The following is a 13,666-nucleotide window of genomic DNA, read 5'->3' as shown; positions in this document are numbered from 1 at the left end:
ATCCTCACCACCTTAGTGGAAATCTACAGTATTCTGAGAACCTAGTTGCCCGGCACGTGCAACTCAGCTCTGAAAGCATACGCAACGCTTTCTCAAGATTGCGTACCCCCTAACTCTTCTAGTGAGTTTTATGAATACTCAGTCTGACCTTGCTTCTCTAGACGAACGAATTCTACGTATCCTGAGAGCTGAGAATCCAGAAACAGTTGAACACCTCATTCGAATCGCTCAGGTTGATTGTTCCTTAAGCAAGAAAGATGCGCTGGAAAGCATATTACGATTGGAAGCTCAAGCAAAACTCAAGTTGGGGATTAATGCGACATCTCCTCCACAAACACTGAAAGCCTATCTGTGCTCTTTAAGAGCACTTTGGTACTGGGTCATAATTACATCAGCCCTAGTAACAGCGATCATGGTCTTCACTGTCCCAGAAAACGCTTATCCCATCGTCTATACAAGATACATATTCGGGGCCTTCTTTGTCCTATTCTTGCCAGGGTTCGCGCTGGTCAGAGCACTGTTCCCCCTTAAAGGGTTGAATGACATTGAACGCATCGCTTTAGGCATAGGGACGAGCATCGCCCTCGCCACGCTTGTAGGACTACTACTAAACTTCACACCCGTAGGAATAATAACTCCGGGTCCAACATTCAGCCTGTTGGCTCTTACGATAGTCTTGGCAACAACTGGATTAATGCGAGAGAAAGAAAAGCTATCCCGCCGAAATCGCCAAGACAGATAGCAGGACTCAACTCGTGATCGTTTTCCGGTTTTCGCGATACACATTAAGATGCTTGTGGTTTTCCAGAAATCGCTGCAATCGGCTACTTGTTCGCTGTTTCCACACTAATCGGTATCGCGCGCACTAGAATCATGACCTAGGTTTTTTCTAGACGAAACAGCACTGAATGTCCATATGGAATTATAAGCAAGCTTGGTGCTCATTTGATAGATAGAATAAGGAAAGGATCTGGATGAAAAGCCCCTATTTGACAGTGGGTTTGATAGCTGTCGTTGTGTTCTTCATGATATCTAGTGTCAAAGCCGCTCCAGATCCATTTGCCAACCTGCGAGTCATCCCCGTAGGTTCAACAGAAACTGGCGCGGCACGGATCACCTACACTCCGGCAGACTTAATGATCTATGTGACTACGGCCCGGCACTCGCCTACTAAGAATGTCTGGCTTGTAATTGTATTGAACACACCCACATTCAACGCCCTCGACTATATTACAGCAATCGGAGTGGATACCTCAGTCACCTTTGACAAAGACCGTTTTGTGCTCGCAGCAGAACCCAGGATCCCCCCAGAAGCCCCGGACGGACCTTATGATTCGACTTACCCAGGATGCACCTACGATGATCAATACGCAATAGGGGGTGTCAAGGATCAACTAGGGGCCGCAGGTCAAGATGTGTATTATGCCTACAAGTTCTTTAAAGACTCAGTAACACTAACTCCATATGAGTTTCGTCTTACTCTGAATTTTGCTTCGGCAATAGATGTCAGCCAGATCAAAGCTCTCGTGTTGGCTAATGGGCGGTCAATTCCAGATAATAATGGCAATTATTATGGACTGCCTTTCGATATAAAAACTCCGTATAGCGGAAGCACACTGGTGGTTCCAGAGCTTGCTCCCTTGTTCTTGGCTCTGAGCTTCTTTACTGCCTTCGGATTGTATGCAATAAAACGCAAGAAATAAGCGCGCGGGTCTCGATTCGCGTCAAGCATCGGAATGAGAATAGTTATCGTCCTACATGTCTACGTGTTATCAAATGACGCGATTAAGAAAAATGCAGTGACAAATCGCCAAACCCAGCTCGCGCACTAACGCCTTCACTAAATCATGCTGATCTCCCGGTTTTGTGACATGTCCAAAGGTGCTTACACTGAAAACCGCCAACGTTAGCAGAGGCACCTTCCAGATAACTTTGACTCAGCTAGTTCAGTATGCCGTCTACGGAATATTCTACGTCGTCGTGGCAAAGACAGGTGCACTGAACCCTGCAGATCTGGGTGTTCTGTCAATTCTGATCTTCCTTGCGTCGACGATATCACTCCTGACTGGTCTTGCGCTGCCAACTGCAATGACGAAGTACATGGCCGAATACATCGAAAAGAACAAACCAGAAACGGCTGCCGCGGTCCAGAAAACCGTTGTCGCGATTGTTCTCACTATCTCGTCGATTTGTTTAGCCGCGATTATCTGCTCTTCTGAGGTGCTCTCAGAGTATTTTTTTGGCACATCAGCGAATGCCCCTCTCCTAGTTTTCATGTCCATATATGCATATCTTTCTGGATTAACAGCCATTCTCAACTCAAGTTTGCAGGCTTTAGGTTTTTTCGGAAAAATGGCAACATTGGCTCTCCTACATGTAGTCCTTGGTCGAACTACAGCTGCTTTACTGGCTCTTCTTCACTTGGGCGTTTCAGGTGTACTCGGCGGCTTTGTTATAGGATCTGCAGTCTCACTGACCTATGCTGTAGTTCTTACTCGAGGTAGACTTCCTCCCTCAAACAGCTATGCCCCGTACAAACCATTGGTGCGATTCAGCCTTCCCCTCATTATCGGCACTGCAGTCTCACTTGCCATCAATTGGGCAGATATAGCCATAATAGCCTCAGCAACTTCTAACTATGGACTGGTAGGCGTCTACTATCTTGCGTTGAACAGCGTTGGTATGCTCTCAGTAGTCTGGGGGCCAGTCACATCAACGATATTTCCGTTACTCTCGGCTCAACACGGAGTGCAGAGATTTGAAAGCATAAGCAGTACAATAAGAGTTGCGACACGATACATCACTTACTTGATGCTTCCTAGCTGCCTAGGGTTAGCGATCATAGCTCCAACAGCATTGGAATTCTTCTACGGGGAAAATTACGTCACTGGGGCTATACCGCTCGCAGTATTGTCTTTCGCCACAGTTGTCATTTCATTCTCAGCGATATTAAATACCGCAATGACAGCCATTGGGAAAACCATATACCTACTCAAGATAAATGCGATTTCAGCATTATCAAATATCCTATTATTGCTGGTTCTAGTTCCACATTTTGAAGCCGTTGGAGCGGCGTTCGCCCGGTTTTTCGTGCAATCAATAAGCCTTCTTCTGGTGATTCATGCGCTAAGAAAAAACCTAAAACTCACTCTAGACAGAGAATCCCTGTGGAAATCAGCTGCTGCGTCCCTACTAATAGTACCGTACTTGTTACTCGTTGAAAACGCCTTCATGACGCTTCCGGCAGTCCTACGTCTGGTCTTAGAGATTACAGGGGCAAGTGCCGCATACTTGTCAGCACTCTGCATACTCAAAGCATTACATGAAAGGGATTTCGAGCTCCTTAAACAAGCCTTTCCCAGACTTGAAAAATACCTCAGACTACCGGAGAAGCTCTTCTCGAGGTAGCGCTTCTTGATAGAAAAGCACGCTCTAGTCCAAGTGCTCTTGCTGTCGACACCCACATGCCGACATGTCAATGGACAAATGTCACGTCGTACTCACAGCATCTATCAACATGAAGCGGAATCTGTCGTAACGCGCTTGTAGAAATCAAAGAGAGGTGATTCAAAATGCGAAAGACAGTCTCTTCACGAATAATCTTCTGTGCAACAATACTAGCACTTTCACTAGCTGCTCCGAGGTTTGACGTAATCGCAGCCCCTGGAGTGATCAGAGTTCCAACAGATTTCACGAAGATACAAGAAGCCATAAACGCTGCCAACTCAGGAGACACGATTCTCGTAGACAGTGGAACCTACCCCGGAAATATTGTCGTAAACAAAACATTGTCCATTATCGGCGAAAACAGAGAATCAACGATTATTGACGGTTTAGGGAACGCCCCAGCAGTCAACGTAACCGCAAGCAACGTGGTCTTCGAGGGGTTCACTGTCAGAAACGGCGCTTATGGTTTATACCTACACTATTCGAGCGGCAGCACTATAGCCAACAACGCTATCATAGAAAGCACAGGCGACTCCGGCTTACTTCTTGATCACTCAACCAACAGCGTTATAGCTAACAACACAGTGGCAAACAACCAAGAAGTTGGCATATATCTATACTATTCCAGCGGCAACACAATAAGCCATAACAACTCAACGAACAACCTAGTCGGACTCTGGCTGCTTTACTCCAACGGCAACTCCGTACTCAGCAACAACGCTTCAGGAAACAGTTATGGTCTGTGGCTGGAATTCTCTGGAAGCAATACCCTTAGAGACAACAAGATAGCCAACAACATCTACAACTTCGGAGTCCACAGCGCAACCCTCACGAATTTCATACAAGACATAGACTCCTCAAACAAAGTAAACGAAAAGCCAATCTACTACTTGGTAAACCAACAAAGCCAACAGATACCTTCTGATGCGGGCTACGTAGCTGCCGTGAACTCAACGAATATCACCATCAGGGATCTACATCTGGCAAACAATCGCGAAGGAGTGGTACTAGCCTACACAAACAACTCCTCAGTAGAAGGCAACATTGTGTCAAACAGTAGTGAAGCCGCCATCCACCTGCACAAATCAAACGGAAACACCATAACCAACAACTCTATAGGAACTGCGAGAGACGGAGTCTTACTCGATAGTTCCAGCAGTAATGTCGCAACCAACAATACTATAACTGAATGCAGCGAGTATGGTATCTGGCTAGTTTCTTCCAATGGCAACACGATCAGCATCAACAACATAACTGACAATTGGGTTGGATCAATGCTAACCTCTTCAGGCGGCAACATAATTCAGGGCAACGATCTAGCCAGAAATGACTATGGAATTTGGCTAATATCATCTAGCAACAATAACATCCGCCATAACAATTTCAACAACACAAACCAAGTGCGCAGCCGCAGTGGATCAGTCAACCTCTGGGACAATGGCTATTCCTCAGGGGGCAACTACTGGAGCAACTATGCAGGCGTCGACTTGTACTGGGGGTCTTACCAGAACAAGACTGGAAGCGATGGAATAGGAGATACACCGTTTGTCATTGACAGCAATAACCAAGACAAATACCCTTTGATGAGCCCATACGAATACTGGAGCAATCCAATAATAGGCGACATAAACAAAGATACTATGGTTAATGCTATAGACTTGTCCCAGCTGGCAGGAGCTTACGGTTCCACGCCGGAAAAGCCAAACTGGCACCCGAACAGCGACCTCAACTCCGACAACCTTGTAAATGCCCAAGACCTATTCAGCGTCGGGAAGAACTACGGAAAAACGAACCAGTAGAAACCTTGCGCAACCTCTTTCGATCTAGCATCGATATTTCCCAACACGCAACCTGGTGCGGCAATGTGCATTATTTATTTCTTTGGTCCTGACGGCTCAGGCAAGACCACGCAAACCACATTCCTTTCCAATCGACTAAGAAAGACAGGTCTAAGGACCAAAGTCTCCTGGATGAGGGGTTCTCATACTCTTGTTTCCATCTTATTCCGCTTTCTTTCAAAATTTGACAGTTACAGCGGAAACGTGAACCCTTATTACAATGTCACCTTACCAAAACGCATGGCTAGGTTATGTTGGCTCCTGGAGTACATTAGTGCGTTACCTGTCATTCTGCTCAGGTTTGTTCTACCTAGCCTCTTTGGCTATGTCGTCATTGCTGACAGATACGTTCTAGACCTAGTCGTCTGGGTCTCCTTAATAACTGGGGAACCCTCATTCTGTAGAAGCTTCTTGGCAAGACATCTGATTTCGCTAGCGGGTAATACCAAAGTAAAATTCTTTGTTGTGGCCGATTTAAGGGAGTTGGCACAAAGAAGCGGAGAGGACATCAGTGTTCTTAGGAATCAACTTGATCTTTACAATTCCTTAAGAGATGGTGCTAATGTGCTCGACACCACCAACAAAAGCCCCAAAAAGACATTTCAAGAAGTCCTAGACACTCTAGACAACAAGGGATTCTGTTGCAACCGGTGAAAACTTCGAATTCTCTTACACATAGAATCCTCAGAATTATCGGCTCCCCCTTTGCCACATCGCATTTGGAGTTGAGGGGCAAGGATGTTACACCACTCTATCACTATGCTACAAGAAACAGGATGCCCCTCCGTTTCCTTCAAGCATTAGGCACAATCAGCAAATCAGACTCCTTTGCAAAAGAGTACGATAAGCTACGCAATAGATATACTCAGATTGTTCAGGCAACTTCAAGAGTTTCTCAAGCTCTAGAAAAAGCCTCCGTAGATTACGCCTTTTTCAAAAGCATAAGACCCTACAGAGAGGTCACGGTAGACCTAGATATCTTGATCTTTAGCCCGGAATACCAACAAGTCATTAGGAATATGTCTCATGCAGGCTACACCTTCTTGGCGGCTGGACCTCTCTCAACCACTTTTCGTGATGCCAAAGCAGAAATCAACATTGACCTATACAATGAAATCGGAGCCAGTCACATAATATACCTTGACAAGCAAAAACTGAGAAAATCCATTATTGACAAAAAACTCTCAAATGGAAAGATCGTCCGAACACTAGATCCATGTGCGGACCTTGTTGCCCTGATTGCACATTCGGTCCTAAAGGAGCAGATGTACGTCCTATCTGAATACTACACAACGCTCTACTCTCTGGCCAACACAAGAAGCACCTCTTCAAATGCGATAATCTCCATGGTTGAGGAATGCAAGATAAGCAGAGCTTTTCAAACTCATCTAGGACTATCAGCCCTACTTCATCAACAAGCTCATGGCTTCATACCCGATTGTCTGGCTAAGCTTCTCAGCCAAAGAGACTTGAACCCTTTGGAGAGTACACGCGTTGAAGAAGTGAACTTCCTTATGCCCTTCAAATATCACCCCATAACAGTAGTTCAGGCATTTGTGGAGAAGTTCAGAGAGGCTAAAGCTCGAAAAAGCTTCACTGACCAAATTTCTAGTATGCTAAACCCAAAATTCACATCATTCGCAATCAGACAGCTGCTAGGTCACATAATCAGGGAGACCTACTAAGCTTCTAAAGAAACCAGAGCGTCTTGTAAGGCAGTTTGTTGGCAGCGCGCAAATGCCATTTGAACAGTGACATGATAGCAAACGCCGCACTGTAGGTGCTAGCATCAGGGTAAGTAAATCAAATGGAGGTGACATGCACGACTAAGGATCAAGTTATTGGCGGATTAATCTGCGTCGTCTGTATAACAATCGCTGGATCATATACTGGCGCACTGTTCTGGCCAGCCCTAGAAGCCATACGACTCTGGCTAGTCGCAATCCCAGTGTTCATCGCATTCATCGCCATTCTAGGAATAGGAGCTTGGATAGGCTGGACCATGGCCACAACTCCACCTCCAACGCCAATCGAAGACATACAATTGCAAGACACATCTGAACAGGAAGAAAAGAAAGACAAACAAGGCTGATTTCCAAGAAAGTAGAGCCCCCTTGTTTTCAGCCGCCCACTCTACGCATGTAGACCAAAAGTCATTCACGCAGGTCACTTAAACAGCGCGCGCCATTCCCACTATACATAAATACGTGCGAAAGCATTCCAGAGACAATAATAAAAACTTCAAGCAAGTGAAACACAACGTACGCAGTAGGACACCTAGCTCTAGGTTATTTAACAGGCAAAGCCTCATCAAAGCCTCTAAAAGTCAACGTAAACATACCTTTGATCCTCACGCTTTCAATCATTCCAGATATTGACATGTTAATACCGGTTCTTGAGCACGGTGGACCCACCCACTCTCTCATCCTGCTGCTAGCCTCAGCTCTTCCCGCGGTTCTAATTTGGAGAAAACGGACACTTCCATACCTGATCGCTCTAGTCTCCCACCCAATATTGGGCGACTATCTGACACGTCCAAGCAAAACACAAGGCGTACAACTGCTCTATCCATTGACATCAAACTGGTTTTCAGCGGGTTCCGAAACCGCGAAACTCGCTTATGTATACATTGAATTTGTCCTCTTCGCAGCTTTTTTAGCGCTCATGCTCGCATCAAGAGACTTGCCAATGATGCTGGAACGTCACTCTTCCAACCTACTACTTACAGTGCCAGTATCCACAGCTTTATTTCCAGTTTTCACGGAATTTCCAATACCCGTACCCGCAGAACTGATCATACCACACCTCATCCTGATCATTCTCTTGGTGATTCCCATTCTCATTGACATCATACCAATCACAAAGTCCATCAAACCACATACCTAACACACACGGCGCTTTTTGCTGCCAAAGCACAAATCGGCTTGCCATTCTGCCTAGGAAGACACCCAACAAGAAACCGGCGGCAAACCGATTGCCACGTGAGACGGTCAACCCATAATGCACGCCCGACTGTCAGTTCACTATTCTTGAAGCGCGCGCTACCTGGCTGCAACTACCTCACACTCACTTATAGGTGACTATTTGACACGCTCAATCAAAACCAAAGGCGTGCAACTGCTCTTTAGCAGCACGCGCGCTTCTGGTTGATGTCAAACATTTCACCAGCTCCTTCATACACAGACATGCGTAGCAAACCCTTAGCCTAGAAACAAGACACATCAAACACCGTCAGACATCTTTGACGCATAATCGTATGCCGTACAGCCGGAAAAACAGACAGAGAATTCGGCGGCAAACCGATTCCCATCGAAGAAGCCGCCAGGTCTACGCAGACTCATGTTTTAATCGTCTAGTCGTCACTGAATTTGCCAGCGTTATGATTTGCCTTCTTTCACATTCAAACGCAGGAAATCTGACCATGAATTTTCTTGTAAAATGTTACATAACATTCTTCCCTACTATAATATAGGGATAAAACTCCTATCACTTACATGTCGTCAGGACAATCCTTGCTGCACGCTGAATTCACGCGAGCGCAAAGGAGAACCCCGGAGCGCGTGCATTCATGTTGGCTGCGCGCGCTCTCACTTCTTTTCTGCGTTTAAGCATGTGGACTTGAACCCGTTTGGGTTCTAATCCCTCCGGGCCCGCTTTCCCTGACTAGATTATGCACACTAATGTGATGGTTCACTTCTTGACTTCAGGTCTTCATTCTTCGTGGAGATGGCTTCTTCTACGCTTTAGCTATAGAACAAATGTGGATAGGCTCTAGAAAAAAATCCCATAGTTGCTTTTATGCATGAGTGTATCATTAGGTCAGTGAAAATTACATTAAAAAAATCGAGAAAGATTGAGTAAGAGGATGAAAAAAATGAAACCAAAAATTGTTGCAGCGCTAATCACATTGATGTTCATAGTAGGCATGCTTCCGATCGCGTTGAGCCCAAGAGCAAACGCCCACACTGCCGCAAACCCGTTTATTACAGACTTGATCGCAAACCAGACAATTGACGCTGGCGACGTTCTAGTTTGGAACGACGGTATTAATCTCTTTGTCAGATACGTGACCACCGGTAGCTGGATGATGACTTCAACCCACCTCGCCGTTGGCGATTCACTCTCCGATATTCCGAGGACCAAGCAGGGAAGCCCGATTCCAGGCCAATTTCCATTCAGCACGATTCACGACCCTCCAGTGTCAATGTTCACTTACACCATCAGCCTTGGAAGCTGGACGCCTGGAACCGTACTCGTCATAGCGGCGCACGCTGTGGTCTGCGGACCAGCAGGTGATCAAGCCTTCGCAGAAGGTCTACTAGCCACAATGCCACTCTACACGTACCCTGACGCAGAAAATGCCGGATCAGTTTCAGTAGCCATCGTGGGAGACAATCTCGTCATCACCATTCAAACCACAGGGAGCTGGCAACTACTCGACACCTTTGCCTTTGTGGGCTTCAGTGCACCTCCGTTTCCACCACCGTGGTGGACGTGGCCTGACAGACACACAGGACTAGGTGGAGTGACAACCGACACCTACACCTTCTCACTGACTGGCATGGGAGTAAACTGTGGAGACGTATTATTCATCTCCGTGCGTACTTGGATGAGAGGCGTCGACTCCTTTGGCAATACAGTGTTAAGAGATGGCTGGGCTGATCCAAATCCATTCGACGGTTGGACGAAGTTCTTCTCTGTTACGGTTCCGTGTAGGCTCGTGTGTGAGACTGCATGGGGCAACGGAGTAAGATTCACGAGTCGCAACTGGGCAATGTACTTCAACTACGCCGTACAATAGCAGCAAGAGCAGACATCCTACACCTCTCCCCCCTTTTTGTATCAAGAATAAACCAAGACAGTACATCATAGACTCCGCAAGGGAACAATTCCCGAATACGCTCGCTGGTTATGAGGCGGCTGCAATGGATTGTAAGGAAAAAAGCCAAAAAAATCAAACGCATGCCCTTCTTCCTGAGTGAATAATTCTCAATGACGAAAAAGTGAAAATAGAGCCCAACCTCTGGGGCACCAAGAGACGTTGACTGCTTCTCTTGTATGCGAAAAGGTGCAAGCTACTCCTTCTTGATCATCTTCACGATGTCCTCTCTTTTTGCGTTCTTCATTTCCGGATGGTAGTCCTGAGCATGCAGCATAACGTGCTTTACCACGTCATTTTCGCCTTTCGGAGTCTTCAATTGCCATCCGCAACCCGGACACGTCGCGATCAGCATTTTATCCATAAACTGTCACCTCCATTTTGATGCAACTACAACATATCACACACGGCCAGAAGACTTAAAGCTGAAGTCTACGCTCGAATGCATATGCAAGCGCTTGAGTACTCTTAGCCAAACAAACCTAGTGCGGCAAGAAGAGACAACGTTGTTATGCTGTCTGCGAGAGAACTCTCAATGGGAATCACAAAATTATCTGGGTCCAAACCCCTCTGATATGTTAGCACAGCAACAATGTATGAAACGACAGCGATAATGGCTCCTGCCGCCACGTTCGTCGTAAGCAACAGCGCCGTGAACCTAATCAGATTAGACGGGCTCAACAGCCCTTGTATGGTCAGGGATGAAACTGAATAAATACAAAACATAATGGAAGACGCCACCCAAGCCCCGAGGATTTCGATCGAGTGGTTCCTTATAGACCAAAGCGATGATTGAAGCGTGCCCAAAGCAAGTTTTGTTGTCGCGGTCGAGCCAACAACGGCACCAACATCGCCCATAGTGTCGATCATGGCAGGATAAACAGTGTAGACTTCTCGCCTCTCGCCGACAATCTCTGCAATTCTGCCAAGAGCGGAGCCAGTCACATTGACTATGAAAACAACAAAGAACAGAGTCAGAAGCGACTCCTTCACTGTCTTTACGAATTCAGGTTCTCGCATGTTCCTCGCCAACAAATATGCGGAAACAGACGCCAAGATTAAACCCACAAGAACGACGAGCAATTGCCCAGTCAGGCCGAATAGAACAAAAGCATTAACCACCACAATGTAAATCAGCGTGATCATCAGGTCGGACACCGTGGACTCCACAGGATACAGAACTATGTCAGGGTCCAGTCCATGTTTGAATGAGATAACGGAAACTAGTACAGTCAGTGGCGAGACAACCAATAATGCCAACGCCATTGTTGCGACAGTGACAGCCAAGATACTTGAGAAATAAGATGTTGGTAATGCTAGAAACGTGCTTCCAAACAACATTGCAACCAGACTCATTCCCACGCTGGCTTCCAGTGTCATCATCACCACAGCACGAAATAGCAAGTGGAAACTCTTGGTATTTCCACGAACTCGTGGCTTCACAGTACCTAGGTGCAATGCTGTGCTCAGTCGACCGCAAAACAGGCCGCCTATGACTCCCCTAGCGCTCACGATCGACGGATAAACCAAGATAGCCCACGGGGCAAGTTTGAACAAGCCCACATGCGAGGCTATGATTGTTCCAGCCACGATTCCGACCATGTTGAAGGCAAATGCGCTCAATGACTCCCTTAAAGTCTTGGCAAGTTTGTGCTTGGACTCCGAAACTATAACTCTTGAGGGTCCTTTGAAAAGCCGGCGACGGATTTTCAAAAATATGGCAGTAATGGAGATTTGAGTCGTTGGTTTTTCCTGCTCTTCTAGCTGACTAGTTTTCAGTTTGTATGAGGGTGTTCGAGGGTTGCCGCGGGGGAGTATCTTGGAGAGTTTCAGATTGCTCCGTCTCTTCTGAAGTCGAGTCATTTTGCATTCCCTGCAGCAGTTCTTTCACCCTTTTTTGCTAGACGATTGAGTCATCCCTTTTTGCGTTTCGTTTATAAAGGTGTTTCCATGCGCCCCGTGTGGTCCAGTCGCAATTGGGACAAAGATTATCTGTCGTAGGAAATCTATTGTAGTGTTGCCACGGGAAGCAAACTGTTCCAGTGGGAGTTTTAGACAGAAATGGCTCGATTGGACAAGATCAAGTACAAACCTATATCGGTCAGAGATTTGATCACTGAGATGAAGGATCTCTCCGAACTGATGATTGACTTGGCATATTCTGCGGCTCTTTTTAATAGCCGTCCGCTGGCTGAGGAAGTCATCGAAATGGAGAGGCGAGTTGACAATCTTGCTTACCTTCTTGACATGAGCGCTATGGTCGCAGCTAGGGATCCAAGAGATGCGGAATCGCTTGTCGCGGTATCGATGGTGGCCTCGGCTGCAGACAAGATTTCAGATGCTGCAGGCGACATAGCGGGCATAGTCTTGCGAGAAATCGGCATACATCCAATAGTGCGCGCGGCCTTTGAGCAGGTTGAAGAACGTCTGACGCGGGTTGAGATTGAAAAGGGCTCTGTTTGGGCAAACAAGACACTGAAAGACTTGGAATTAGCGCCAAAGATGGGAGTAGACATAATCGCTATACGCCGCAACAAAGACTTCATAATTAATCCTGAAAAAGACGAGCTAATCCTTGAAGGAGACGTTGTCATAGCTAGAGGTGCTCCAATGGGCGTCGAAGAGTTCGAAAGACTAGCGGGTAGAACATTGCAGGCTGCACGGAGCTAGAAACATGAGCATTGACAAATCATTCAAAGACGTGGTTGACATGCTTGTTGAACTTAAGGACACCTCAGAGCTCATGATGGATCTTGCTTACTCTTCCATATTTCTCAATAGTAAAGAGCTGGCTCAGGAAGTTGCCACACTTGAAGAATACATAGACGATCTGCACACTAAGTTCGAACTCCTGGTATTGACGCGATGCATCAGTCCAGAGGAGTCAAAAGACTACTTAGGGCTTATCCGGTTGGGCGTGGTCACTGAAAAGATAGCTGATGCAGCTATGCAGATCGCGGGTGTTGTGCTTAGAGGACTTGATCCTCACCCTGTGCTGAAACTCGCTATCAAGGAAGCTGAAGAAACGGTTGTCCATGCACAGGTGTCGAAGAAATCTCCATTGGCTGGGAAGACGCTTAAAGAAGCACAGATCCATGAAGAAACGGGCATGTGGGTTCTGTGCATAAAGCGTGGAGACAAGTGGATTCGACCAAAACCTGATACGGCTATAGAGGCAGGAGACCACCTTATTGCCTCAGGATATGCTGAAGGTGTAGAAGACCTTAAGAGATTAACAAACGCGGAAAAACGGCCAAAATAGGTCAAATGGTCTAATGTGGATCGCGTGCCTGAATGCGGTGATGCACGCTAGAACAACATTCACGGGCATGTTGCTGGCTCTGCGGAAAGAGAAATTTCAAAAGAAGAAAGAGGTAAGCCCCTTGTACCTTCTTCTACCGGTGTTGAAGTGCGTTTTGAGGCTGAAGCTGTGTGGATGTCGTCGTCAGACTGTTCCTGGTGACATCAACAAGTTTGAGCATTGTGCTTTCGGACCTGTTCG

The 13,666-nt window shown here is 46.6% G+C and carries 11 protein-coding genes and 1 pseudogene; 10 read left to right on the top strand and 2 right to left on the bottom strand.

Going from position 1 to position 13,666, the window contains the following annotated elements; translation table 11 throughout:
• The first annotated feature begins 130 nt into the window (after positions 1 to 130).
• The 8 genes and pseudogenes from VJ249_11235 (at position 131) to VJ249_11200 (ending at position 10,086) form a co-directional block, all read left to right on the top strand.
• Entirely contained in the window at positions 131 to 742 is a 612-nt protein-coding gene (locus tag VJ249_11235; GenBank protein HKZ95133.1) for a DUF1616 domain-containing protein, read from the top strand.
• Positions 743 to 974: 232 nt separating this feature from the next.
• Positions 975 to 1,703 carry a hypothetical protein gene (locus tag VJ249_11230; protein HKZ95132.1) on the top strand — a complete coding sequence of 243 codons (729 nt, stop codon included), beginning with the start codon at positions 975 to 977 and terminating at the stop codon, positions 1,701 to 1,703.
• A gap of 178 nt (positions 1,704 to 1,881) precedes the next feature.
• Complete coding sequence (locus VJ249_11225; GenBank protein HKZ95131.1) at positions 1,882 to 3,408, top strand: oligosaccharide flippase family protein; 1,527 nt, start codon at positions 1,882 to 1,884, stop codon at positions 3,406 to 3,408.
• 164 nt (positions 3,409 to 3,572) lie between these two features.
• Positions 3,573 to 5,246 carry a NosD domain-containing protein gene (locus tag VJ249_11220; protein ID HKZ95130.1) on the top strand — a complete coding sequence of 558 codons (1,674 nt, stop codon included), beginning with the start codon at positions 3,573 to 3,575 and terminating at the stop codon, positions 5,244 to 5,246.
• A gap of 689 nt (positions 5,247 to 5,935) precedes the next feature.
• Positions 5,936 to 6,970: a hypothetical protein gene (locus VJ249_11215; protein ID HKZ95129.1), complete on the top strand. Its 1,035-nt coding sequence runs from the start codon at positions 5,936 to 5,938 to the stop codon at positions 6,968 to 6,970.
• Between the two features lie 122 nt (positions 6,971 to 7,092).
• The gene (locus VJ249_11210; protein HKZ95128.1) at positions 7,093 to 7,377 is read left to right on the top strand and encodes a transcriptional regulator; all 285 of its coding nucleotides are present in this window, start codon (positions 7,093 to 7,095) and stop codon (positions 7,375 to 7,377) included.
• Positions 7,378 to 7,565: 188 nt separating this feature from the next.
• Positions 7,566 to 8,171, top strand: a pseudogene (locus VJ249_11205) (metal-dependent hydrolase).
• A gap of 988 nt (positions 8,172 to 9,159) precedes the next feature.
• The gene (locus VJ249_11200) at positions 9,160 to 10,086 is read left to right on the top strand and encodes a hypothetical protein (GenBank protein HKZ95127.1); all 927 of its coding nucleotides are present in this window, start codon (positions 9,160 to 9,162) and stop codon (positions 10,084 to 10,086) included.
• Positions 10,087 to 10,360: 274 nt separating this feature from the next.
• Here the strand turns inward: VJ249_11200 and VJ249_11195 are convergent, their stop codons facing one another.
• Both VJ249_11195 and VJ249_11190 read right to left on the bottom strand, forming a co-directional pair.
• Entirely contained in the window at positions 10,361 to 10,528 is a 168-nt protein-coding gene (locus tag VJ249_11195) for a DUF1059 domain-containing protein (GenBank protein HKZ95126.1), read from the bottom strand.
• Positions 10,529 to 10,632: 104 nt separating this feature from the next.
• Positions 10,633 to 12,027: a magnesium transporter gene (locus VJ249_11190; protein ID HKZ95125.1), complete on the bottom strand. Its 1,395-nt coding sequence runs from the start codon at positions 12,025 to 12,027 to the stop codon at positions 10,633 to 10,635.
• Positions 12,028 to 12,225: 198 nt separating this feature from the next.
• Here VJ249_11190 and VJ249_11185 point away from each other — a divergent pair, with 198 nt between their 5' ends.
• Together VJ249_11185 and VJ249_11180 are read left to right on the top strand one after the other, a co-directional pair.
• Complete coding sequence (locus tag VJ249_11185; protein ID HKZ95124.1) at positions 12,226 to 12,834, top strand: TrkA C-terminal domain-containing protein; 609 nt, start codon at positions 12,226 to 12,228, stop codon at positions 12,832 to 12,834.
• 4 nt (positions 12,835 to 12,838) lie between these two features.
• Complete coding sequence (locus VJ249_11180; protein HKZ95123.1) at positions 12,839 to 13,426, top strand: TrkA C-terminal domain-containing protein; 588 nt, start codon at positions 12,839 to 12,841, stop codon at positions 13,424 to 13,426.
• The last annotated feature ends 240 nt before the right edge of the window (positions 13,427 to 13,666 follow it).

The sequence above is a fragment of the Candidatus Bathyarchaeia archaeon genome (assembly GCA_035283685.1).
Classification (GTDB): Archaea; Thermoproteota; Bathyarchaeia; order Bathyarchaeales; family Bathyarchaeaceae; genus DATETJ01.
The sequence above is the reverse complement of the archived record's forward strand: the minus strand, read 5'-3'. Positions and strand labels throughout refer to the sequence as shown.

Coding starts and splice junctions, on each gene's coding strand:
- VJ249_11195 (HKZ95126.1), bottom strand. CDS start 10,528: ATGGATAAAATGCTGATCGCGACGTGTCCGGGTTGCGGATGGCAATTG.
- VJ249_11235 (HKZ95133.1), top strand. CDS start 131: ATGAATACTCAGTCTGACCTTGCTTCTCTAGACGAACGAATTCTACGT.
- VJ249_11200 (HKZ95127.1), top strand. CDS start 9,160: ATGAAACCAAAAATTGTTGCAGCGCTAATCACATTGATGTTCATAGTA.
- VJ249_11180 (HKZ95123.1), top strand. CDS start 12,839: ATGAGCATTGACAAATCATTCAAAGACGTGGTTGACATGCTTGTTGAA.
- VJ249_11220 (HKZ95130.1), top strand. CDS start 3,573: ATGCGAAAGACAGTCTCTTCACGAATAATCTTCTGTGCAACAATACTA.
- VJ249_11185 (HKZ95124.1), top strand. CDS start 12,226: ATGGCTCGATTGGACAAGATCAAGTACAAACCTATATCGGTCAGAGAT.
- VJ249_11210 (HKZ95128.1), top strand. CDS start 7,093: ATGGAGGTGACATGCACGACTAAGGATCAAGTTATTGGCGGATTAATC.
- VJ249_11230 (HKZ95132.1), top strand. CDS start 975: ATGAAAAGCCCCTATTTGACAGTGGGTTTGATAGCTGTCGTTGTGTTC.
- VJ249_11190 (HKZ95125.1), bottom strand. CDS start 12,027: ATGACTCGACTTCAGAAGAGACGGAGCAATCTGAAACTCTCCAAGATA.